Here is a 22074-nt window from a genome sequence, read left to right as displayed (position 1 = left end):
AACCCGGGGGCGGGAGGCGCGGTGCACGTCCCGCCCCCGGCAGACGGGCAGGTGATCAGAGGCCGGTCGGAGGCGGCGGTCCGCTCACCCCGTTGGACGTGGCGTTCTGCGAGCCGGAGGACGGTGGCGCGCCCTGCGGCGGCGGGGTCGTGGTCGGCGGTGCGGACCGCCATCCGCCGCCCAGGCCGGACGTAGCGTTCGCCCCGGATCCGCCAGATCCTGGGCTGCCACCCACCTGGCCGCCGGTGTCGTCGGACACGCTCGTCGGCGCCGACTGAACGGCCTTCTCCAGACCGGACTTGATGGCATCGCCACCGGGCGAACCGACCGTTCCGCCGCCCTGCGAACCTTCCTTCCCCTCTCCGCCTCCGCCGGTCGGGTTGGCGGCGATGTCGCCGGGGAAACCACCAGCGGTGTCGGGGCCCTGCGGTGCGGCACCCGCTCCGGCGGCAGCGCCACCGGTTCCGACGGTGGCCACAGCTGCCGCAGCCTTACGGGCGGCCTTCTCGGCATGAGCCTTGGCGATCTGCGCTCCGGCACCGCCGGCACGGTGGATGGACTCGCCGTCGGTCCCGTCGGCCGCCCAGTGGACGAACTTGAAGACGGCGTACGGGCACAACAGCACCAGGACCATGATCACGGTGCCGGACATGACGTCGGCGAGGGCAGCGATGCCGTCCTTGGCCTCGGTCTCGCCCATGGCAGCGATGCCGAGTACGAAGATCACGGTCATCAGCAACTTCGAGGCGACAAGAGTGGCGGTGGCCTCGATCCAGCCCCGGCGCCAGCGCCGTGCGGCCTCCCAGCCGCCGCCTGCGGACGCGAAGACGGCCAGCGTGACCATGACGAGGATGCCGACCTTGCGGACCATCATCACGCACCAGTAGAGGAAGGCCCCGATGGCGGCGCCGAGGCCGACGACGACCGCGACGAGCCAGCCCAGCCCGGACAGCCCCGGGATCTGGTTGACCTTCACGATGCGTCGAACGGCCGACTCGATGTTCAGGTGGGCGGTCTTGAACAGGCCGGCGCTGACGGCGTCGACCACTTCGACGGCGACCGTGGTCAGAGAGATGGCGCAGAAGGCGAACAGGACGCCGCTCATGGTGCCGGTGAACGCCTGGGTCAGCGCTTGTCCGTCGCGCCGGACGGCGGCCCGCACCAGCTGCGCGCAGAACGTGGCGACCAGCAGGACCAGGCCCAGTGGCAGCAGCGTCTCGTAGTTGTCGACGAACCACGATGCGTTGAGGTCCACCTTCGTGGTGGTGTCGACCGCCTCGGCGGCCAAATCGGCTGCGGCGGCTGCCAGTTCACCGGCGGACTTCGCCATCCAGTCGCCGATGGCCTTGCCGGGGTCCGAGGCGAAATCCACCGCGTCGCCGACGGCGCACAGCTTGTCTGCCAGGGGGTAATCACAGAAACCCACGAGGAGTTACTCCTCCTTTCGTGTCCCAGGCGCGGGTCACTGCGTGACGCTCGGGGCGATGGCGGCCAAGGCGCAGTCGCGGCTCGGGCGACACTGGACTGCGAGGGTCACGGCGCGCTCCTCGGCTCCGCCCCCGCCCTTCTTCCAGGCGATCTGCTGCTTGCCGTTGACGGTGACGACATAGATGTACGCCTCGGTGATCGCGGACGGGTCCTCGGCCAGCGCCTGCTTGAACGCGGAGGGGTAGTGGCCCTCCGTGACGCTGGCGGTGGCGTGCTGGTCCTGGTCGGCCATCCGCGACCACAGCACCGGATCGGGAACCTGGCTCGAGACCGAGGTCCAGTCGGCGTACTTGGTCTCCGGGGTCATCCAGGCGCGCATGCCGGCGAGCTGCTGGTCGCGGCTGGTGTCGCGGGTGTCGTAGGACCACAGCATCTGCGCCGCTGCCCTGGCGTAGGCGACCGGCTCGGCGATCTGCGGGGGATTGGGCACTGACCCGGGTCCGGAGGACGGCTTCGGGGCGGCCTCGGTGGAGGACGGGCTATCACCTGGGGCGGGCGCGGTGGTGTCCGGGGCTTGGTGGCTGTTCCCGCTGTCGGCCAGCAGGGCGACGATCCCGGCGATGGCGAGCAGGACGGCGACGACGCAGGTGACGATCGCGACGCGCCGGTTGGCTGACCAGCCCGCGCCGTATGAGGACAGCAAAAAGGAGTGGGGTCGTTTCCGCATCAGTGGACCTGCGACCCGAGGTCAGAGAAGAAGGCCACGATTCCGTTCGCGGCACCCAGACCGAGGGCAGCGCCCGCGGCCACGACCGCGCCCTTTTTACCGTTGGCTTCGGCCTGGTGACCACCGGTGTGGTGCCCCCAGGCCCATACACCCAGCGAGACGGCGAGAGCGCCGACGACGGCGATGATCCCGAACATGTTGATGCTGTTGACGACGTTCTTCAGCACGCTCAGGCCGGGCAGGCCACCACCCTTGGGCGAGATTCCTGGGTCGTAGGCGAGCCGGATGACACGGTCTGCGAGAGGGACGGACATAGGTGTGGCGGGGCTCCTTGCATACGCGGGCCAGGCGAGGGCCGACAGGAAGGGGGAAGGGAGGGGGAGGTACGCGAGGGGTGCGGAAGAGGCCGCGGCGCTGGCCCTGCCCGAAGAGGTGTCCGGGCGGGGGCGGAGTCACAGGACGCGGCGGGCGGCGAGGATCGTCCAGTCCTTGATCGGGGTGATCCGGACCGGCTTGGTGGTGCGGGGCGCCTCGATCACGAGGCCCTCGCCCATGTACATGCCGACGTGCTCGGGCCGGGCCGCGGTGCCGCGGGTGAAGATCAGGTCACCGGGCTTGAGCTGGGCGGGCGATACTGTCTTGCCCTCGTTGACCTGCGTGTACGTGGTGCGGGTGAGTGTGACGCCGGCGTGGGCGTACGCCTGCTGCATCAGGCTGGAGCAGTCGCAGCGGCCCATGGGGTCGGGACCGTGCGCGTTGGTGCAGGACCCGCCCCACTGGTAGAGCGTGCCGAGCTGCTGCATCGCCCACTCGATGGCCTTGCGCGCTTTTGGATCGGCGTTCTCGGGGATCTTGTACCCCTTGGGGATGCTCCCCTCGGGGATGTGGCCGAAGCCGGAACCGTCCTGGCCCGGAGTGCAGCCGCTCGCGTCGGTCGACGGCTGCTTGCCCTGGTCCGCACCCTTGCCGCCGCCCGGGAAGGTCTTGGCGATGGCTTCCTGCAGCGCGGTGGCCAGGTTCTCCCACTGCGCGTACGCGTCCGGCAGCCCAGACTTCTGCACGGCTTGGGCGGCCTGGGTGACGGTCATCTGCTGCCAGCCGTCCACCTTGAGCAAGTGCTTGTAGAACTGCTCGGAGGCGTAGACCGGATCGCGGATCTGCTGGGCACTGCCCCAGCCCTGGGAGGGACGCTGCTGGAACAGGCCGAGGGAGTCGCGGTCGCCGTAGTTGAGGTTGCGCAGCCGGCTCTCCTGCATCGCCGTGGCGAGCGCGATGATCTGCCCCTTCTTGGGAACGTCGAGCGAGAGGCCCGCGGCCACGATCGTCTGCGCGTTGGGGACCTGCTCGGCGGGCAGGTCCAGGCCCTCGACATGGACGTCTTTGCCGGACGCGCCGTCGAGGATCTTGGTGACCTGTTCGGCGATCTTGTCCGTGTCGATGTCGCTCAGACAGTCGCTGAAGGAGCTGCTGCTCTGCACGGCGTCGGCGGAGGAAGCGAGCATCATGCCGGTGCTGGCGATCAGGACGGGGGAGAGGAAGACGACGCCGATGCCGGCGGTGAGCGCCTTCAACCGGAGCGGACCGCTCGCCAGTCAGCGATTTTGGGTGAGGGTGGGTAGCGAGACGTCATGAACGTGTCCTTCGGCGTGCGGTGTCCGGCGGGCCGGGTGCGCGAGGCGTGTTGGAAGGGCGCGGTGGCCGGGGTGGGAGATCGGGGTGGACCGGCGCGGGCGAGTTGCCACTCGCTCCGAGAGGCCGGACCGTGAGCCAGGTGTGCCAGGACAGGGGGTACCTCTGTGAGGTGTGGCGGGGGTATCCAGCGGCGGTATGTGTCGGGCGGTTCAAAAACATTAGGTACGGATCGGCGGTTGACCAAAAAGTCGGCGTGACGTGCCGGAATCCGGCACCCCAGCAGGGCACTTCTTGGTCGTCGACGGATTCGCCTCTACAGTTTTTTGGACTCCCCTCGCCCTCCTTGGTCTGGGCTCTGGGCTTTCGTATTCCCACTTCCGTCCCGCGAGGACTCCTGTACGAGACGGGTAGTTCCCTCCGCGATTCCGCACCCGAATAGGGGTTCCTCTTTGCCTTTTTCCCTGCATCAGGGCGACGCCCTCAGTGTTCTCACCGGCCTCCCGGACGGCTGCGTCGACTCCGTCATCACCGACCCGCCGTACAACAGCGGGGGCCGGACCGCGAAGGAGCGCACCACCCGCTCCGCGAAGCAGAAGTACACCTCCGCCGACGCCCAGCACGCGCTGCCGGACTTCACCGGCGAGAACATGGACCAAAGGTCGTACGGGTTTTGGCTGACGCAGATCATGACCGAAGCCCACCGCCTCACGAAGGCTGGCGGCACCGCGTTGCTGTTCACCGACTGGCGTCAGCTCCCCACCACGACGGACGCGATCCAGGCGGCTGGATGGCTGTGGCGTGGGGTGCTGGCCTGGCACAAGCCGCAGGCCAGGCCACAGAAGGGCCGGTTCACCCAGAACTGTGAATTCATCGTCTGGGCGTCGAAGGGAGCGATCGACGGCTCCTGTAACCCCGTCTACCTGCCCGGTCTCTACAGCGCCTCGCAGCCCTCGGGGGCGAAGCGTCAGCACATCACGCAGAAGCCGGTCGAGGTAATGCGCGAGCTGGTCAAGATCAGCCCTGATGGTGGCACGGTGCTCGATTTCTGTGCCGGCTCCGGCTCCACGGGCGTCGCCGCCCTGCTGGAAGGCCGCGACTTCATCGGTGTGGAGAAGACCGAGCACTACGCGTCGATCGCGGCCGACCGGCTCACCGAGACGATCCGCGAAACACTCACCCAGGACGACGTGGTTCTCGCCGTCTGAAAGCGGCTAGCACAATGACATGCTTGGCGCCGCCGCCCGCGGTTGTGAGCTCGGCGCTGACGGGGAGGCTCAGCGCGTTGTGGGCTGCATCGGCCGTGGCTGCGAGCTGTCCTGCGTGCTGGTTTGCCGGGGCTAGTCCCACCAGAACGACCAGAAGGTCCGTCCCGGGAGGTCCATCGCGTACTCGGGGAACGGCGTGGGCGGGTCATCGACGATGTTGTCCGCGGTCGACAGCACGTGCTCCAGAGCGAGCAGATTTGCGTGCTCTGCTTCAACGGGAGGTCTCGCGGCCGAGACGTACACCTCGCTGCCGAACACCGCCACGACCTGTGCGCCAAAGCGGTCCTCCCAGCTCCGTGTGAGCGCACACAGCAGAGGCAGGTATCCCCCTCCGGACCAGCCGATCAAGGCCAGAGCATCGCTGCCGCGACGGGCGGGAACGAGCGCCAGACGACACTCGTACAGCAGGCCCCTTTTGACCAGCCACGCCAACAGGTTCGACGCTGCCTCCTCGGGCGACGGGCTTGCGGGTGTAGTCGGCATGGACGGTGCCAGGCCCGGCCATTGTTCGAAGGGCGGTCCGGGGTCATGGGGCCACGGCTCGATTCCTTCAGGTGCCAGGACCGGTGTCGGGTCCGTCCACCAGGGCAGCCGTCTGCGCCGGTATTCGGCGAAGTCCGCAGCCAGTTCCTCCTCCAGGCTGACGGCGTCGACCTGCTCCAAGCTGAGCGGTGTTCCCATGGCATCGGGCTGGCAGAGCAGCGGAACCAGGCCGTATGCACTCTGCTCGCTCAGCAGGCGAGGCCACAACTCCTCGACGTTCCGAGGAAACTCGTCGGAGACCCACACGCGCGGGAGCTCGGAAGGCAGGAACTGGCCGCGTGGCAGACCATCGGGCAGGGCAAACGACATGAGCGCACCGTAGACGGTGGTACCGACAACGCAGCTGCCCCCGGATCCGAGCAGACTTCCGTTTTCAGCGATCCGACCGAGGCCTCTTGCAGCGTCTGCTGAACTTGAACGGGTGATGTCGGGCTGGACGGCCGCACTCGGTTCCTGTTGAGACCTGAGTCAGATGTGGGCTCTGATCTGCTTCACCGGGTGCCCGAGTGTGTCGCCGATAGTGGCCAGTTCCTCGTCGTCGAACCAGTCACGTTCGGGGTTCCAGATGGCGATCTCGAAGCGGGCGAAGCCGCACGGCCACGCGTAGTCCAATACGTCCAGCGACGTGGCGGCACCGCAGCACGGCACTTCTACGGCCAGGGTGGCGAAGCCGTCCTCGCAGTGGCTTTCCACCAGGTCGGCGTACCACTCGAGGTCGATCGAGGCACCGCAGTGCGGGCAGCCGATCCGTTCCAGGTTCTCGCCGCAGTCGACGGGGGTGAGGGCGTCGTGCCAGGTGACGTCGATCTCGACATCCACTCCATCGGACAGGCCAGGAGCCAGGTCCGCGGCGAGCGCAGCGGTCCGCTCGGCCGCCGGCCGGTCGGGCTGCCACTGGGGATCGGTCGGAATGCTCGACAGGACGTCGTCGCTCATGGGCTCACTCAATTCGTCGGGCACAAGCGTTCGGCGGGGTGCCGTGATCGTAGGGCCACGTGGCAGGCCAGCCGTTCCTCGGGTTCGTTACTCGTGGATGGCAAGGCCAGCGCGGCGAGGCAGCCAGCCCCCATCAGGCCAACCGACCAGACATCGCCCGTTCAAGTTCAGTAGTGCAACCCTCCGGCGGGTTATGTGCCGTGGATCCCGCTCATCTGTCATCTCACATCTCGTAGGAGACCGTACTTTTCATGCCTGAATCCATAGAGCCCGCAGACAGCGGGAAACGGGAGCCGGTTCGCGTTCCGGACCCGCAATTGGAGGGGATCGAGGCAAGCGTCCGACGGCTCATGGAGCAGTCGGCGCAGCAGGCCCAGCAACTCGATCATCTCGCGTCCGCTCCGGCGCCGGGCGGATCGCCGTTCGCGGCCTTCGGCATGCAGGGGCTCGGCCGGCCGGCTCCTGCGGCTCCGCCGGAGCCTCGCCCGATCCTGGAACTGGACGGAGAGGAACGCGAGGACGAACTCGACGCCCTGTCGGACTGGGTCGACGACTTCTTCCTTCCGGTCTACGGGGCGGAGGTCACCACCGCGGCGCCCTGGTGCCTGCAGTGGCAGGAGCACGACGACGTCGTGGCCTGGCTCCATGCCCTGTGGCTCGCCTACCAGCAGCACAAGGACCCTGAATCCGGGCTCTCCGGCCTGTTCGTGTGGCACCGGGACTTCCTTGCTCATGCCGTTACGGCGATCCGCGCGCCGGGTGGGCCGCTGTCGGCCTGCATGACCTCTCCCGACCGGCCCGCGCACCGTCTTCTGCCCGGCCCGCCGCCGTCCGTACGTACGGAGACGGCGGCCACGACGGAAGCCGTCGGCGCCGCCGAGCCGGACGAGTCGACGTCATGAACGCGGGCCAGGGACAGCCCGCCTTCGGTCTGAGCTTCGACCCTCGCGCGCTGACCGATCTCCTCCAGGCCCCCAGCGACATCCGCGACCTCACTCTCGCCTACCTGCAGGAAGTCGTGAACGCGCAGCGCTTCGGGCTACGCCTCGACGGTGATCTGGAGGGTTACCGAAAGCTGTTCGTGGATTCGCGTAAGGACTGGCGCGTCGTCTACGGCGTCCGTCCGGCGCCCGCGGAGTCCGCGCACCCGAGGGAGATCCACGTCGTCGCGGTCCGGCCGCGTGCGGGCAACGACGTCTATGACGAGGTCGGCCGCCGCCTGGGAATGCCCCGACGGCCACTGAGCGCCCGCACCCACGCGGCACGATCGCGCTCCCCGCAGTTGGCCACCCGCACTACCGCGACCCGGCCCGGTCCGCCGCCCACCGCACTGCCGGATCTGCCCCATCCCCCACACAACCCCGCGCACCACCACACCCGCTAAACCCGCGGAGCGTCGCCGCCGGCGCCGAACTCTACGAACACCTGCTGACCGGCCGTATGTCCGTGACCGCTGCCGGCACCCGCATCCCTCACACCGAGCTGCAGCGGCTGGAAGCCGTCGGCCCGGTCGTCCGGGACACCGGCCACCTCGTGCACGTCGGCCAGTCGGTCGCTCTCACCGACGCCGGACGTGCCGCGCTGTTTGCCGCCTGCCGAACGCCTACGGCCCAGGAACTCAAGCTCCCGGCGGGCCCTGACGAGTCGCCATCCCCCCGGCGCAGCGGCGCTGAACTCCACCGAAAGGCCCTTGTTGTCTCCCACCGAACCGGCACCGCCTCGGAAGGTCATCCCTCAAGTCGACTTCGAGCTGGATGACTTCGATGCCGATGAAGAGGTCTACCTCGACTTCTATCGCAAGGTCGGTGTCCCCGAGGACATGCTCGTCCCTCTCGCCGAACACCACACTCCCGACGGGGTGAACAGCTACTACGTCCTGTTCGACCGCACCGCCACCTGGGGGCACCCCGGTATGCCGCACCTGATCGCCGTATACCTTCAACGGGACCAAGAGAAGCGGACGTTCAGCTACGAGCAGGCCCCGATGCCGCTGCCCGCGATGGCGCAGTCCTGGCTCATCCACCGAGGCTGTCCTCCCGGCGCGATCGGCCTCAACCCCGAGCTGGGCCCGCCGTCGGCGGACGAGGCAACGCGGGCGCTGGAGCAACGCCTTGCGGGCGAGGGCGACCACTACGCCATGGGCTACTCCTACACCTGCGATGACCCTGACGACATGGTCACCGTCGTGGCACTGCGCGCCTTGGGCGAGCGAGCCCTCTCGCCGTACCGCGTCGTCGTCGAAGAGGTCGACCCCAGCGCGTGGACCCGCACCCTGCGCGAGGGCGGCTTCGCCACGGTCGAAGACGCCTTGCAGTGGTGCGACGATCGGCTCACCGGCGAAGCCGGCGCTCTCCCGCCGGTTCGTCCGGCAGCCGGAGTGAGCCGCCCGACCGGTGTTGCGAAGGCTCCTCCGCGTCCGCCCGGCCGCTCGCGCTGAGCGCCAGGACCAACGCGGGCGGCGAAACGTAGCCGACGATCGCCGGTTGGCCAAACCGGCGATTCTCCGGACTCTTGTACAGCCGCCGGAACAACTGTCGCGGCACCCTTCCCGCAATCCCTATGCATTCACGGAGGTTTTTGTGTGTGCTCCACCCGAATTGCCATATCCGCGGCGATGGTCGGAGCGCTCGCCCTGCCGGTGTTCTTCGCCATCACCGCCAGCGCGGCGCCCGCTGTCGTAAGTGGCTGAGCCGCCAGGCACGGCCGCTTTCTCATCTTCCCCAAGGCATCGGCACACTTCTCAGAACAGGAGCTTTCCTTTTGTCCGAAGGCATATCCGATGACGCTGAGGATGTCGTGGGCGTGCTCACCGAACGGATCGAAGCGCGCTTCGCCATGGACATCGACCAGTTGAAGGCCGCAGTAGCCGCAGCTCCGACCGTGAATCCTGACGCTACCGATGCCGTCAGGTGGTACGGCCTCCTCGTCGAGGCTCAGTCCGTGCTCGACTGCGCGGAGGACGACCTCCTTGCCGCGCTGGAAACCCAGCCCGGCGAGGTCGACGACCCGACGATGGGCCTCGCCCACCGCGTGAACGCAGCCGTCACCGCCCGCGACGGCCGGGCCCTGGTCGTGCGATGGCTTCTCGATCCCGACGCCCCGGGCAAGAAGGACCTCGCTGCCGAACGGCTCGCCCGCCTTCGCCCCCGAACCGGTCCGGCGGTGCAGACCAGCCCTCCCCACCGACCCGCGGGTGCACCCGCGCCGACGTCGGCGGGGCGGGCGGGAAGGCCCACCCGATGATCCGGGACAAGCCCAGCAGCATGGACGCCGACCTGCAGAAGATCTTCGGCAGCCCGGTCCCCGAGCTGCACGAGGCGACTGCCGACCACGATGCCTCTCCCGCCCTCGCCCGTGCCCTGGAACTGCGCTCGTTCCTGGCTCTGATCGAGGAGCAGGTCGCCCGCGTCCGCGACCGCGTGCACGCGGACATGGACCCGGACCGCGACATGAGCGAACTGTCGGCGGACAGGCTCCGCTTCGACGCTCGGTGGCTCGAGGCCGCGCTCGATGCCCGCGACGGTTACCGCGCAGCTCTCGGCGAACTTCTGCGCACCGTGCCCTCGTCCGACCAGCAGGCCCGGCCCGTCCGTATGACGCAGCTCAAGGCCACCGTCACCCTGTCTCCGTCCGCAGCCCCGGCACCACCACGTGCCGGGGCGTCCCGGGCCCGCCGTCCCTGAAAGCCCCGCTTGCCCCACCTCACGTCCACCGACATAGCCGGACGGATCGAGGACCTGTACGGCGTGCCGCTCGCCGACCTCGAAACCCACGCCCAGGACCAGCCGCCCGGCATGCTCTCCGCCCTGCTCGGCATGCACGACGACCTCGCCATCGCCGAGCGCAGCATCAATGTCCACCGCGACCACCTCGCCCGGCTCGTCCACCCCGAACGGCAGATCGGCCGGCATGAGGTCTCTCACCTCCTCGACGGTTCCCGTCGGCTCGCTGAAGCCGTCGCCGTGCGTGATGTCCAGGCCAAGTCGGTTGCCGCTGTTCTGCAGAGCCTCGCCCGCGTCCCGGCCCCAACGCCGTCCCCGCCGATTCCTTCGCCGCCGCTACCGGCTCCGCCCCTTTCGGCCCGGACCGCGGCGCGCAACCGCTGACCCGCAGGCGATCCCCCTCATTCACCCCGGAGTTCCTTCCTTGGCCATCACCGCTCTGCCTCCCGACACCGACGTCGACATCGCCCGGGTCACCGAGGCCCTCGCCATGATCACCCCGCGCTGGAACGTGAGAATCCTGCTGGCACTCTCCGGCCCGCCGCTGCGGTACACCGAGCTGGCGGCCAAGGTTTCCTGGCTGCAGAACGGCCAGCTCCACCCCAAGCTCAAGTCGCTGTGCGACGCCGGGCTCGTCGAGCGCACCGAACACACCGCACGCCATGTGACCTACGGCCACACCGAGCGTGGTGCCGCCCTGCTGCCGGTCCTGCCGATGATCGTCACCTGGGCCGAGCAACATCTGGAGACCGCGGACAATCCACTGCCCGCGATCGAGCAGATCGAAGACAGCCTCACCCTGCTCACCCGGCGGTACTCCGCCGCCATCCTGTGGGTGCTGAAGTCCCGCCAGGAGGCCAGCGGGCGTGCCCTTGCCCGGATCGTGATGCCCAGCAGCGACTGGACCAACATCTACCCGCCGCTGCGGCAACTCGCGGCCGACGGACTGGTCGACACCGAGGGCATCGGCCAGCCCTACCGGCTGTCGGCGGCGGGCGACGGCCTGGGCCCCGTTCTCGGCGCCCTGTCCGTGTGGTCCGCCGGGCAGCCCCTCGACCGGGCGGCCCACCACCCGGTCTGGGGGCACCCGCAGGCGAAGCCCTCGCCGAGGCCATGGACCAGCAGCCAGTCCCGCCTGCCCCCTGCGGTGCTTCCTCCGGTCCGGACGGCTGGGGCCGTTCCGGTCTGGCACAACCGCGATCTCTTCTCCCACGCCACGACCGCTCGCCCGAAGGCGGCCGTTCCGGTAGGAGGACCGCGCCGATGACCACCCTGTTCACCACAGCCGAAGTACGCAACGCCGTCGAGTTGCTGGCCTCTCGCTCCTTGATCCGCCTGGTCACCGAGATCGACGACAACGGGGCGATACCGCCACGACGGCTGGCGGCTACCCTCCCCGACCTTGCCTCGCACGAACTGCGCCGTGCGACCGAAACAGCCCGCACCCACGGTCTCGTCCGGACCGCGCCCGGCATGGGCCTGGTCCTCACAGATTCCGGCTCGGAGTTGGCCGACCTGTACGACGCGGCTGCGCGTTGGTCCCGACGCCACGCCTACCCGTCACGGGTCTGCGAGTTCAGCAATCGCGTCCGCCACGTTCTCGACCTGCTGACGTCCTCGCTCGCGGCCGAGAGCGCCGACAGCCTCGTACGACTGTCCGCCGCGCGCCTGCCCAGCGCCGAGGCTGAGGAGGGCCTCGCCCGTCCCCGTACCCTCTTGATCCGGTGGCTGACCGGCAATCCGCAGGTCACCCGCCTGTCCGTCCCCGAGCCGGTCGCATGAGCACGACGGCTACACCGCGACAGGCGTGCCACACCGCCGGGCTGGTGCGCGGCATCTACCTGCCGCGTACGGCGGACGCCCTCGCGTTGGCGATGTCCACCTACGGCATCCCGCTGCTGGTCCTGGCAACCACGCGCTCTGCCGCTCTGACGGGCACCGCGTTCGTCCTGGAATGGATCCCGCGCCTGGCGGCGTTCGGGTGGGCCGGATCGATCGTCGACCGGCGCGGGGCATCCGTGGTCTTCCACCTCGCCTCCCTCGGACGCGCGCTGGTACTCGCCTCCGGCGCGGTGCTCCTCCACCTCCACCCTGTCGGCACCATGGCGAGCGTGACCGTCATGGTGCTCGCGGCGGCCACCGGAGTGCTCAGCGAGTTCAGTTACATCGCGGCCGAGACAACGGGCGCCGCCGTCGGCCGCCGGGCAGGTGCACGAGCCCACCGCGTCCAGGCCGTCCTGCTGGGCATCGACCAGACCGCGACGCTGGCCGGCCCGGCGCTCGCCGCACTGCTGCTGCTCGCCGGGCCGCCGCCGATGCTCGCCGTGATCACCGTTCTCTCGCTACTGGCCGCGCTGCTCGCCCTGCGCACACCCTCCTCGCCCGCCGTCCCGGCCCGCGCTCCGAAGGGGCGGCCCGGCGCCGGACTCCTCACCGGGTGGCGCACCATCCGCTCGCTGCCCGTGCTCGGCTGGCTCGTGACCGGGCTGACCCTGTCCAACCTGGCCACCGGGCTGCTCCAAGCGGCCGGTCCGGTGATCGTCGTCGAGCACTTCGGGCAGTCCACCACTGCCGTCGGCCTGGTCTGGTCCGTAGCCGCCGGCGCAACACTCCTCAGCGTCACGCTCTGCCGGTTCGCGCTGGACCGTCTGGGCCTGTGGCCGGTCGGCGCCACCTGCGGTGCCCTCGCATCACTCGCCTGTCTCGCCGTCTCCCAAGCCCCCGACTACCTGTCCTACCTGGTTCTGGTCGCGGTCCTCATGGCGGCAGACGGCGGCATGACGGTGGTCCTGCGCACCCTGCGCTCCCGCCTGATCCCAGCGGAGAAGTTCGGCAGCACCCTGTCGGTGACTATCCTCATCCTGCTGCTGCCGTTCCCCGTCGCTGGCGTACTGACCGCGCTCACCCCGCCTGACGCGATGGGCCACATCATCACGACCTGCGCCGTCCTGCAGGCCCTCGGCCTGTTCCTCGCCTTCGCCCGACTGCGCACGGATCCCGCTCTGCGTATCTGACTCTGCTGCGCCCTGGCCTGGGGAGAACCTCATGCCCGCCGCTGTCCTCGGGACGAGCCGCGCGAGTGCCTCGGCCAGATGAAGGCCGCCTGTCGGGCCGCCGAGCAGGCCCTCGTCAGACACGTGCAGCCTTCGAGGCTGCGTGAGCAGCCTCGACCGAAGGGCTCACCACGCCGCTGGCCGCGCGTCGAGCAGCCGCTCTTTGCCGCTGCAGTCCGCCGCCTCATGCCCTCCGCATTTCCACCCTCCGTTCCAAGGAGCTTGCTCTTGTCCGACCGTCCTGTCGTCCTGGTCGTTGCCGCAGCCGACATGGAGGCCGAGGCGTACCGCGGTTACTGCCTCCAGTCCGTGGCCGCCGCCTATGACGTTGTCCTGATCACCAGCCAAGAGCCCTCGTGGGAGGTGCCGTACCTGCGGGACTGCGTGGTCGTGTCCGATCCGACCGACCAGGCGGAGCTGTCCGCCGCCGGCCGGACTCTGGCCGAACGCTACGACCTGGCCGGGGTGTTCACCTGGACCGAGTGGTACCTCGTCCCGGTCGCCCGCCTCGCACGCCAGCTCGGCCTGCCCACCACCACCCCGGAAGCCATGCAGGCGTGCCGCAACAAGGCCACGTCCCGTGCGCTGTTCGCACGGCACGGGGTACCGTCGGCTGCCTCGGTGAGCGTGCGCACCCTGGCCGAGGCCGAGGCGGCGGCCCGGCAGATCGGCTACCCGCTCGTGCTGAAGCCAGCCGCGCACGCGGCCAGTATCGGAGTGATCCGCGCCGACACTCCCGAACAGCTCACCGCCGCCTTCGCGTTCGCCGACCAGGCGGCCGGGTTCGGGCGGGAGTCCACCAGCGTGCTGGTGGAGGAGTATCTCGACGGACCCGAGGTGTCGGTCGAGTGCGTCACCTACCGCGGCGAGACCGCGGTGGTCGCGCTCACCCGCAAGACGGTCAGCGCTCCGCCCTTCTTCGAGGAACTGGCCCACCGCGTGGACGCCACCGACCCTCTGCTCGACGTGGTGACTCCCGTGGCACGGGCCGCGATCCGGGCTCTGGGGATCACCGACAGCGTCTGCCATGTCGAGATGCGGCTGGTCGACGGCCGACCGCGACTGGTCGAGGTCAATGGCCGGATCGCTGGCGACATGATCGGCCACCTCGTCCGATTCGTCACCGGCATCGACCTGCCGCGCGCCGCCGCCGACATCGCCTGCGGCCGGGCCCCCGACCTCACCCCGACCAAGTCCTCGGCCGCCGCGATCCAGCTGCTCTACCCGGACACCTCCGGCACTCTGCACCGTCTCGGCTTCGAGGGCGTCAACCCGCTCTGGCTGGACCGCGTGCACTTCCAGCACCAGGTCGGCGACCGACTGCTTCTCCCGGCCGACGGCGGCAACATGTGGACCGCACGGATCGGCTACCTGATCACCACAGCGCCCACCGCGGATCTCGCCCAGGCCCGCGCCGAGCAAGCTGCCCGACGCATCCAGATCCACGTCGAGCCCCGCCCGGTCGATGAGCCTGTTGCCGGTGGGCGCCCCGCATGAGCCGCCCCGACGTTTCCCTACGGCGCAGCCGGGTCTTGCTGACCGGCTACTTCCTCGGTCTGGGCGTGGTGATGGCTGTCTGGGGCGCCCGAATGCCGACCGTCCAGCATGCCGCCCACCTCACGACCAGCAGCCTGTCCCTCGTCCTGCTTGCCGCCGCCCTCGGCATGGTCGCCGGACTGCAGGCCGGCGGCCGACTCATCCGGCCCGAACGGCTCTCTGCGCTCCTGATCGGCGGAGCTGTCGCACTGTCAGCAGCCCTCGCCCTGCTGGGGCAATGCCAGACGCTGGCCTCGCTGCTCGCAGCGGCGCTGGCCTTCGGCGCCGCGCACGGTGTCCTGGACGTCGCAGTCAACACGGGGGCGGTCCGCTGCCAGAACGCTTACGGCAAGCCCATCATGTCGTCCCTGCACGCCGCGTACTCGATCGGCGCGCTAGGCGGCGCAGCTCTGGCCGTGGTCACCGCCGGCACAACCCACAGCGCTCTGTTCCTGACGGTCGGCGCCGCGCTGATGGCGAGCGTGCTCGTGGCCGGGCCGCGCACCCTCATGTTGAGCGGCGCCGACCCCAAGACCTCCAGCCCCCAAGGGGCCGATCAGGACCGGGCGACGGGGAAGGTATGGCTGCTGGGTGCGCTGGCGGCTGCCAGTCTGCTGGGGGAGGGCGTGGCAGCTGACTGGGCCGCCGTGCACGTACACACGCTGCACGCCGGTACGGCTGCCGCCGCGAGTTCCTTCGCCCTCTACAGCACCGGCATGGCGATCGGCCGACTGACCGGCGACCGGCTCACGACCCGCTTTGGCGCCCCTGCCGTAGTTCGCACCGGCGCGCTGCTTGCCGCAGCCGGACTGGCCACTGGTGTCCTGGCCGACAGCGTGGCTGCGGCGCTGGCCGGCTGGGCGCTCTTCGGGCTCGGTCTGTCCGGCACCGTCCCCTCCCTGATCACCGCCGCTGGAAACCATGGACCGAGGGCCGTTGCCACGGTTTCCGTCACCGGCTACCTCGGCCTGCTCGCTGGCCCCGCCCTCATCGGCGCCCTGGCCAGCGTCACCACCCTGCCCACAGCACTGCTGCTGCCCGCCCTCCTCGCAACCGCCCTCGCCGCCCTCACCCCTCGCGCTCTGGAGAACACCACCCCTTGACCCGCCCCACCAGCCTCGACGCCGTCATCCTCGACTACAACGGCGTCATCGGACTGCAGCCCACGCGCGCCCACTGGCTCCGACTGGCCCGCACCGCCTCCTGGCCCGAAGACGATCTCGTAGGCTTCCAGCGAGCCTTCTGGAACGCCCGCGACCTCTACGACGCCGGCCAGCTCAGCGACCTGGCGTATTGGGCTCGCGTCCTCGGCGCCCACCCCGGATCCCGCCTGCTGCGCGAGCTCCTCGCCGCGGACACGGTCATGTGGACCGCGACCGACGAGAGAGTTCTGTCCGTGCTCCGCCTCGCCCACGGCACCGGACTGCCGATGGTGCTGCTGTCCAACGCACCGGCCCACCTCAGTACCGTGCTCGATACCCACGACTGGCGCCGTCTGATGACCCAGGCGCTGTACTCAGCCCAACTTGAGGTGTGCAAGCCCGACCCGGCCGCCTACCACTACGCCCTGCGAGCCACCGGAGTTCGCGATCCACGACGCGTCCTGTTCGTTGACGACCGCGCCGACAACTGCCAGGCCGCAGCCCGCCTGGGCCTGCGGACACTGCACTACACCGGCTCCAGCGACGCCCTCCAAGAAGCCCTGAGGCCCGCTGCCTGACCCGTCCGTCTTCACCGCTCAGGAACCTGTGACCCCTCACGACGAACCACGTGTAATTGACGGAGACGTCTTCGTCTCTCCACGCCACCTCGCCTCCACCACCGGGATCGGCGACCCAGCCCTCGCCCCACTCATTGGCCTCGGCTAGGACCTCCATAACGACGACCTCGGCAACGCCTACGTCAACGCCCCCGACCGCAAGGTCCGCCTGGGCTACCTCCCTGAAGGCGAGGACGACGGGCTCTGGCGCATCAACGCCTACCGCGATCCGTTCGGACCGCCGACCTGGGGCGTGTGCTTCAACGACCGCGTTCCCACTGAGTTCGTGACCGCGTTCACTACTGTTCTCGCCACGGCGTACGAGCAGGGGCCGGACGCCTACCTCGCCCGGCCGGTCACCGGGACTGACGAGCACGATCCCTTCCTCGCCGTCGTGCCTCTGCTGAAACAGGGCTGGGAGATCGAACGCCCGCGCTGGGGCGTCTTCGCTGTCCAAGCCCCGGACGGCCTCGCCGGCCTGGAGTTCACCACCGGCGACATCGATCCGGAGGCCGAGCTGACGACGCGGGACGCTCGCTGGCAGCTGTGGGCGGGCAAGTCCGTCAACCGGCCTCTCTGGTACGCCACGGCCAGCACCGATACCCCCGTCGCCCTGCTCGCCGCTCTCACCGAGTGCGTCGCCGACCCGGCTCCGCTGCCCCGATGGCGCGAGGACACCTTCAGCTACATCGAGGGCATGGCCCAGCTCACCCCGATCCTTCCGTCCAGGCCGCAGACTCCCACCCCGCTCGATGTACAGCGGGCCGTCGCATCTCGCCGCCTGGCCCCGCTCCCCGCGGCCAGCATCCCGCGCTGGAGCACCACCAGCCGACCGGCTCTGCCCGGTCCACGCCGATAGGACCAGCTCGACCCCTCCCGGAGACCCCTCTTGTCCCTGCAGGCCCCGGAGTTCTTCGCCGAGCTGTGCCTTCCCTTCCGCGACAGCACCGTCGTGGGCAACACCTACTACGCCGCCCCGGTCCCGGGCACGTCCCTGCGGCTGCGGATCGACTTCAGCCGCACCATCTACGCGGACACCTACGGCGGCCTGCGCTTGGCGGTTGTCCATCCGGACCGCGGGGAGATCGACGCGGTGGCGCTCAGTTTCCTGGATCACGGCACTTTTCACAGGCGCGACGAAGCGACCAACACCCGGCCGAACACCAAGCAGTACGGCACCTTCGACACGTACCACCGTCCCGGGCGGCCACCATGGGAGGGGGCCGTCACCACCCGCTTGCGCGACGCCATCGAGCAGTACACCACCGTCTGGTTCCCCGGCGCCTGGACCGCGACCAGCCGCACCGCAGGCCGGACCGTGCACACGACTCCCGCCGTGCCGATCACCCGAAGCGGCGCCCGCGCCCGCTGAGCCGCGCCGCCCTGCCAGCCCCGGCGTTCCGCACTCTTCCAGCAGGAACCCTGCCCATGATGACCCACCCTTTTGAGGATCTCGACCCGGCCCAAAGCGTGCAGGACCTTCCCCAACGAGCAGGCCACCCTGAAGTGCATCCACATGGCGATCATGTCGCTCGATCCCACCGGCAAGCTCGGGCCCGCTGGACCATGCGCTGGAAGACGGCACTGAGCGCCTTCGGCGTTACCTTCGACGGCCGCCCCCCCCCGCAGTCCGTCAGTAACCCTCAACTACCCCCAGTTACAACACTCGTTTGACAGGCCCGACCAACGACAGTCGCACTGTGTGGTGTCCCTCGCTGGCAGGGGCCAGCGGGCGCCACCTGCACCGTGGTCTGCGATTGCCACGGGTAACGGGGCTGCTTGCCATCAGAGGGCACTCGTGGACTGCAGGTCATCACGGATCAATGCAGATTTGAATGGTTTCAATTCGTAGATGATGGCTTGCGCTGGCGGCATAGGGTTGCTAGTCCTGCTTCAGCTCGGCCATACCTCCCCTTGACGGGCGCGCCCCCGGCAGTATTAGCTTCACGCGTTGAATCGATTCAGATCGTTTCACCGTTTCGCTAGTTCGGCAGCCCACCCATCGGGCTGTCCCCGTGTTTCCTGAGGTGGACATGCCTGACATCGCAGCCGTGAAGGCCGCACTCTCCGGCCAGCGGATCGAGACGCCGTCGTGGGGGTACGGCAACTCGGGCACCCGCTTCAAGGTGTTCGCGCAGAGCGGTGTGCCGCGCACGCCGTTCGAGAAGCTGGACGACGCCGCGCAGGTGCACGCGTTCACCGGCGTCGCCCCCAAGGTGTCCCTGCACATTCCGTGGGACCGGGTCGAGGACTACGCGGCGCTGGCGGCCTATGCCAAGGACCGCGGCCTCGAGCTGGGCGCGATCAACTCCAATACGTTCCAGGACGACAGCTACAAGCTCGGCAGTGTCTGCCACCCGGATGCGAAGGTCCGCCGCAAGGCGGTCGACCACCTCCTCGAGTGCGTGGACATCATGGACGCGACCGGGTCCTCGGATCTGAAGCTGTGGTTCGCGGACGGCACGAACTACCCCGGCCAGGACGACATCGTCGACCGCCAGGACCGGCTGGCCGAGGCTCTTGCCGAGGTGTACGCGCGGCTCGGTGACGACCAGCGCCTGCTCCTGGAGTACAAGTTCTTCGAGCCCGCCTTCTACACGACGGACGTACCGGACTGGGGCACCTCCTACGCCCACTGCCTCAAGCTGGGCTCCAAGGCGCAGGTGGTCGTGGACACCGGGCACCACGCTCCGGGTACGAACATCGAGTTCATCGTCGCGTTCCTGCTGCGGGAGGGGAAGCTCGGCGGGTTCGACTTCAACTCGCGTTTCTATGCGGACGACGACCTGATGGTCGGCTCCGCGGACCCCTTCCAGTTGTTCCGGATCATGCACGAGGTCGCCAAGAACGGTGGCCTGGCGCCGGAGACGAACGTGGCCTTCATGCTCGACCAGTGCCACAACATCGAGGCGAAGATTCCTGCGGTCATCCGCTCCGTGATGAACGTCCAGGAGGCCACCGCCAAGGCGCTCCTCGTCGACGTCGACGCTCTGGCCGAGGCGCAGCAGTCCGGTGACGTGCTGGCCGCGAACGCGGTGCTGATGGACGCGTACAACACCGACGTCCGTCCCCTGCTGCGCGAAATCCGGGAGGAGACCGGCCTGGCTCCCGACCCTGTCGCCGCGTACGCCGGCTCTGGCTGGCAGGAGCGGATCACCGCCGAGCGTGTCGGTGGCGAGCAGGCCGGTTGGGGCGCGTAGGCCCCGTCGTCGTTCCTGATCCTCTGCCATTCCCCTCATTCTCCGAAGGAAGAAGCTCATGTCCTCCGCCCACCCCGAAGTCGCCGCTCTGCTGGAGCGGGCGCACCGACTGGGTTCCGACCCGCGCAACACCAACTACGCCGGCGGCAACGCCTCCGCCAAGGGCTCCGTCATCGACCCGGTGACCGGCAGCGATGTCGAGCTGATGTGGGTCAAGGGCTCGGGCGGTGACCTGGGAACCCTGACCGAGAACGGTCTCGCGGTCCTGCGGCTGGATCGGCTGCGCGGCCTGGTCGACGTCTATCCGGGCGTGGAGCGCGAGGACGAGATGGTCGCCGCGTTCGACTATTGCCTTCACGGCAAGGGCGGTGCGGCGCCGTCGATCGACACTGCCATGCACGGTCTGGTGGACGCCGCGCACGTGGACCATCTGCATCCGGACTCCGGAATCGCACTGGCCTGCGCGGCAGATGGTGAGGCGCTGACGAAGGAGTGCTACGGCGAGAAGGTGGCCTGGGTGCCGTGGCGGCGGCCGGGCTTCCAGCTGGGTCTGGACATCGCCGCGATCAAGGAGGCCAACCCGCAAGCGGTCGGCGTCGTCCTGGGCGGCCACGGAATCACCGCCTGGGGTGCCTCGGCCCAGGAGTGCGAGGCCAACGCGCTGTGGATGATCCGGACGGCGGAGCAGTTCCTCACCGACCGCGGCAAGGAGCAGCCGTTCGGTGCGCCACTGGAGGGATTCGGGGCGCTGGCGGAGGAGCAGCGTCGTGAGCGGGCTGCCGCGTTGGCGCCGGTGATCCGTGCGCTGGCTTCGCAGGACCGGCCGCAGGTCGGCCACTTCACCGACTCCGATGTGGTGCTGGACTTCCTGGCGCGTGCTGAGCACCCGCGTCTGGCGGCTCTGGGTACCTCGTGCCCGGATCACTTCCTGCGTACGAAGGTCCGTCCGCTGGTTCTGGACCTGCCGGCCACGGCGGAGCTCGGTGAGGCGGTGGCCAGGCTGAAGGAGCTGCACGCCGCCTACCGTGAGGAGTACGCCGCCTACTATGCGCGGCACGCCACCGCGGACTCGCCCGCGATGCGCGGTGCGGACCCGGCGATCATCCTGGTGCCGGGTGTGGGGATGTTCTCCTTCGGCAAGGACAAGCAGACCGCGCGGGTTGCGGGCGAGTTCTACGTCAACGCGATCAACGTGATGCGGGGTGCCGAGGCGGTCTCCGCGTACTCCCCGATCGAGGAGTCGGAGAAGTTCCGCATCGAGTACTGGGAGCTGGAGGAGGCCAAGCTGCGGCGGATGCCGAAAGCGAAGCCTCTCGCCACGCGTGTGGCACTGGTGACGGGCGCGGGCAGCGGCATCGGCAAGGCGATCGCCCACCGGCTGGTCGCCGAGGGCGCGTGCGTGGTGGTCGCCGACCTGAACGGGGAGAACGCGGCAGCGGTCGCCGAGGAGCTGGGCGGGCCCGACAAGGCCGTCCCGGTGACGGTGGACGTGACCTCGGAGAAGCAGATCGGCGACGCGTTCCGTGCTGCCCTGCTCGCCTTCGGCGGCGTGGACCTGATCGTGAACAACGCCGGTATCTCCGTCTCCAAGCCGCTGCTGGAGACCACGGTCCGTGACTGGGACCTGCAGCACGACATCATGGCCCGCGGTTCGTTCCTGGTTTCCCGGGAAGCTGCGCGGATCATGGCTGAGCAGGGCCTCGGCGGCGACATCGTGTACATCGCCTCCAAGAACGCGGTCTTCGCCGGCCCGAACAACATCGCCTACTCCGCCACCAAGGCCGACCAGGCCCACCAGGTGAGGCTGCTGGCAGCCGAGCTCGGTGAGCACGGCATCCGCGTCAACGGGGTCAACCCCGACGGTGTCGTGCGGGGCTCGGGCATCTTCGCCGCGGGCTGGGGGGCACAGCGTGCGGCCACCTACGGCATCGAGGAGGAGAAGCTCGGCGAGTTCTACGCCCAGCGCACGCTCCTCAAGCGTGAGGTTCTGCCCGAGCACGTCGCGAACGCTGTCTTTGCCCTGACCGGCGGCGACCTGACCCACACGACCGGCCTGCACATCCCGGTCGACGCGGGCGTGGCAGCGGCGTTCCTGCGCTGACAGACGCCCCTCCGATCGCCCTGGGGCCGGTGGAACCAACCCTCCGGCCCCAGGTGCACCCTCTGCGGGCCGGTGGCGGTACGCCATGGCAGCTGTTGCCTGACCCAGCACTGTCAGGAAGCCGCCGGCCCGCGTCTTTTCCCAAGCGTTCTCGTTCTTCTGTTCGACGAGT

The 22074-nt window shown here is 69.2% G+C and carries 22 protein-coding genes and 2 pseudogenes; 18 read left to right on the top strand and 6 right to left on the bottom strand.

Annotated features, from left to right (window positions below; all coding sequences use genetic code 11):
• Positions 1-55: 55 nt before the first annotated feature.
• The 4 genes from CW362_RS14575 to CW362_RS14560 all read right to left on the bottom strand — a co-directional run bounded on the left by CW362_RS14575 (position 56) and on the right by CW362_RS14560 (position 3726).
• Complete coding sequence (locus CW362_RS14575) at positions 56-1426, bottom strand: SCO6881 family protein (protein WP_103549863.1); 1371 nt, start codon at positions 1424-1426, stop codon at positions 56-58.
• A gap of 36 nt (positions 1427-1462) precedes the next feature.
• Positions 1463-2155, bottom strand: a complete 693-nt coding sequence (locus CW362_RS14570) for a hypothetical protein (RefSeq protein WP_103549862.1) — start codon at positions 2153-2155, stop codon at positions 1463-1465.
• Positions 2155-2469 carry a DUF6112 family protein gene (locus CW362_RS14565; RefSeq protein WP_103549861.1) on the bottom strand — a complete coding sequence of 105 codons (315 nt, stop codon included), beginning with the start codon at positions 2467-2469 and terminating at the stop codon, positions 2155-2157. The genes CW362_RS14570 and CW362_RS14565 overlap by 1 nt, the downstream gene beginning before the upstream one ends.
• Positions 2470-2607: 138 nt before the next feature.
• Positions 2608-3726 (bottom strand): C40 family peptidase, encoded by a 1119-nt coding sequence (locus tag CW362_RS14560; RefSeq protein WP_103549860.1) that lies wholly within the window; start codon positions 3724-3726, stop codon positions 2608-2610.
• A 510-nt stretch (positions 3727-4236) separates the two neighbouring features.
• Here CW362_RS14560 and CW362_RS14555 point away from each other — a divergent pair.
• Complete coding sequence (locus tag CW362_RS14555; RefSeq protein ID WP_103549859.1) at positions 4237-4992, top strand: DNA-methyltransferase; 756 nt, start codon at positions 4237-4239, stop codon at positions 4990-4992.
• A 132-nt stretch (positions 4993-5124) separates the two neighbouring features.
• On the opposite strand, the gene CW362_RS14550 is transcribed toward CW362_RS14555, so the two are convergent.
• Together CW362_RS14550 and CW362_RS14545 are read right to left on the bottom strand one after the other, a co-directional pair.
• The gene (locus CW362_RS14550) at positions 5125-5904 is read right to left on the bottom strand and encodes a DUF4253 domain-containing protein (protein WP_103549858.1); all 780 of its coding nucleotides are present in this window, start codon (positions 5902-5904) and stop codon (positions 5125-5127) included.
• 159 nt (positions 5905-6063) lie between these two features.
• Positions 6064-6531, bottom strand: a complete 468-nt coding sequence (locus CW362_RS14545; RefSeq protein WP_103549857.1) for a hypothetical protein — start codon at positions 6529-6531, stop codon at positions 6064-6066.
• 350 nt (positions 6532-6881) lie between these two features.
• Between CW362_RS14545 and CW362_RS14540 the strand changes: the two genes are divergently transcribed.
• From CW362_RS14540 to CW362_RS14450, 17 genes and pseudogenes are all read left to right on the top strand, one after another.
• A complete protein-coding gene (locus tag CW362_RS14540; protein ID WP_162684075.1) occupies positions 6882-7433 on the top strand; it encodes a DUF4913 domain-containing protein in 552 nt (183 codons plus the stop codon).
• Positions 7430-7915, top strand: a complete 486-nt coding sequence (locus CW362_RS14535) for a hypothetical protein (RefSeq protein WP_103549855.1) — start codon at positions 7430-7432, stop codon at positions 7913-7915. Before CW362_RS14540 ends, CW362_RS14535 begins: the two co-directional genes overlap by 4 nt.
• Before the next feature lie 306 nt (positions 7916-8221).
• Positions 8222-8968 (top strand): hypothetical protein, encoded by a 747-nt coding sequence (locus tag CW362_RS14525; protein ID WP_103549854.1) that lies wholly within the window; start codon positions 8222-8224, stop codon positions 8966-8968.
• Between the two features lie 323 nt (positions 8969-9291).
• On the top strand, positions 9292-9774 hold the full coding sequence (locus CW362_RS14515; protein ID WP_103549853.1) for a hypothetical protein: 483 nt from the start codon (positions 9292-9294) through the stop codon (positions 9772-9774).
• Complete coding sequence (locus tag CW362_RS14510; protein ID WP_103549852.1) at positions 9771-10214, top strand: hypothetical protein; 444 nt, start codon at positions 9771-9773, stop codon at positions 10212-10214. The genes CW362_RS14515 and CW362_RS14510 overlap by 4 nt, the downstream gene beginning before the upstream one ends.
• 9 nt (positions 10215-10223) lie before the next feature.
• Positions 10224-10637, top strand: coding sequence for a hypothetical protein (locus tag CW362_RS14505; protein ID WP_162684074.1), 414 nt, complete (start codon positions 10224-10226; stop codon positions 10635-10637).
• A gap of 40 nt (positions 10638-10677) precedes the next feature.
• Complete coding sequence (locus CW362_RS14500) at positions 10678-11520, top strand: winged helix-turn-helix transcriptional regulator (protein ID WP_103549851.1); 843 nt, start codon at positions 10678-10680, stop codon at positions 11518-11520.
• A complete protein-coding gene (locus tag CW362_RS14495; protein ID WP_103549850.1) occupies positions 11517-12035 on the top strand; it encodes a regulator in 519 nt (172 codons plus the stop codon). Before CW362_RS14500 ends, CW362_RS14495 begins: the two co-directional genes overlap by 4 nt.
• On the top strand, positions 12032-13267 hold the full coding sequence (locus CW362_RS14490) for an MFS transporter (protein WP_103549849.1): 1236 nt from the start codon (positions 12032-12034) through the stop codon (positions 13265-13267). Before CW362_RS14495 ends, CW362_RS14490 begins: the two co-directional genes overlap by 4 nt.
• A 309-nt stretch (positions 13268-13576) precedes the next feature.
• Positions 13577-14803 carry an ATP-grasp domain-containing protein gene (locus CW362_RS14485; protein ID WP_103549894.1) on the top strand — a complete coding sequence of 409 codons (1227 nt, stop codon included), beginning with the start codon at positions 13577-13579 and terminating at the stop codon, positions 14801-14803.
• On the top strand, positions 14800-15945 hold the full coding sequence (locus tag CW362_RS14480) for an MFS transporter (protein ID WP_103549848.1): 1146 nt from the start codon (positions 14800-14802) through the stop codon (positions 15943-15945). The genes CW362_RS14485 and CW362_RS14480 overlap by 4 nt, the downstream gene beginning before the upstream one ends.
• The gene (locus CW362_RS14475) at positions 15942-16562 is read left to right on the top strand and encodes an HAD family hydrolase (RefSeq protein WP_103549847.1); all 621 of its coding nucleotides are present in this window, start codon (positions 15942-15944) and stop codon (positions 16560-16562) included. The genes CW362_RS14480 and CW362_RS14475 overlap by 4 nt, the downstream gene beginning before the upstream one ends.
• Positions 16563-16590: 28 nt before the next feature.
• A pseudogene (locus CW362_RS14470) lies at positions 16591-17460 on the top strand (SPDY domain-containing protein).
• Between the two features lie 30 nt (positions 17461-17490).
• A complete protein-coding gene (locus tag CW362_RS14465; protein WP_103549846.1) occupies positions 17491-17973 on the top strand; it encodes a hypothetical protein in 483 nt (160 codons plus the stop codon).
• A 102-nt stretch (positions 17974-18075) separates the two neighbouring features.
• Positions 18076-18275, top strand: a pseudogene (locus tag CW362_RS44450) (hypothetical protein); the annotation flags it as partial.
• A 359-nt stretch (positions 18276-18634) separates the two neighbouring features.
• A complete protein-coding gene (gene rhaI / locus CW362_RS14455) occupies positions 18635-19801 on the top strand; it encodes an L-rhamnose isomerase (RefSeq protein WP_103549845.1) in 1167 nt (388 codons plus the stop codon).
• 58 nt (positions 19802-19859) lie between these two features.
• A complete protein-coding gene (locus CW362_RS14450) occupies positions 19860-21902 on the top strand; it encodes a bifunctional aldolase/short-chain dehydrogenase (RefSeq protein WP_103549844.1) in 2043 nt (680 codons plus the stop codon).
• Positions 21903-22074: the final 172 nt, after the last annotated feature.

The sequence above is a fragment of the Streptomyces populi genome, from assembly GCF_002911015.1.
GTDB classification, from domain to species: Bacteria; Actinomycetota; Actinomycetes; order Streptomycetales; family Streptomycetaceae; genus Streptomyces; species Streptomyces populi.
This window is presented reverse-complemented; position numbering and strand designations above follow the sequence as displayed.

Excerpts from the sequence above, each read along its gene's own strand:
- CW362_RS14570 (WP_103549862.1), bottom strand. The coding sequence starts at position 2,155 with ATGCGGAAACGACCCCACTCCTTTTTGCTGTCCTCATACGGCGCGGGC.
- CW362_RS14565 (WP_103549861.1), bottom strand. The coding sequence starts at position 2,469 with ATGTCCGTCCCTCTCGCAGACCGTGTCATCCGGCTCGCCTACGACCCA.
- CW362_RS14550 (WP_103549858.1), bottom strand. The coding sequence starts at position 5,904 with ATGTCGTTTGCCCTGCCCGATGGTCTGCCACGCGGCCAGTTCCTGCCT.
- CW362_RS14545 (WP_103549857.1), bottom strand. The coding sequence starts at position 6,531 with ATGAGCGACGACGTCCTGTCGAGCATTCCGACCGATCCCCAGTGGCAG.
- CW362_RS14540 (WP_162684075.1), top strand. The coding sequence starts at position 6,882 with ATGGAGCAGTCGGCGCAGCAGGCCCAGCAACTCGATCATCTCGCGTCC.
- CW362_RS14535 (WP_103549855.1), top strand. The coding sequence starts at position 7,430 with ATGAACGCGGGCCAGGGACAGCCCGCCTTCGGTCTGAGCTTCGACCCT.
- CW362_RS14510 (WP_103549852.1), top strand. The coding sequence starts at position 9,771 with ATGATCCGGGACAAGCCCAGCAGCATGGACGCCGACCTGCAGAAGATC.
- CW362_RS14495 (WP_103549850.1), top strand. The coding sequence starts at position 11,517 with ATGACCACCCTGTTCACCACAGCCGAAGTACGCAACGCCGTCGAGTTG.
- CW362_RS14490 (WP_103549849.1), top strand. The coding sequence starts at position 12,032 with ATGAGCACGACGGCTACACCGCGACAGGCGTGCCACACCGCCGGGCTG.
- CW362_RS14485 (WP_103549894.1), top strand. The coding sequence starts at position 13,577 with ATGGAGGCCGAGGCGTACCGCGGTTACTGCCTCCAGTCCGTGGCCGCC.
- CW362_RS14480 (WP_103549848.1), top strand. The coding sequence starts at position 14,800 with ATGAGCCGCCCCGACGTTTCCCTACGGCGCAGCCGGGTCTTGCTGACC.
- rhaI (WP_103549845.1), top strand. The coding sequence starts at position 18,635 with ATGCCTGACATCGCAGCCGTGAAGGCCGCACTCTCCGGCCAGCGGATC.
- CW362_RS14450 (WP_103549844.1), top strand. The coding sequence starts at position 19,860 with ATGTCCTCCGCCCACCCCGAAGTCGCCGCTCTGCTGGAGCGGGCGCAC.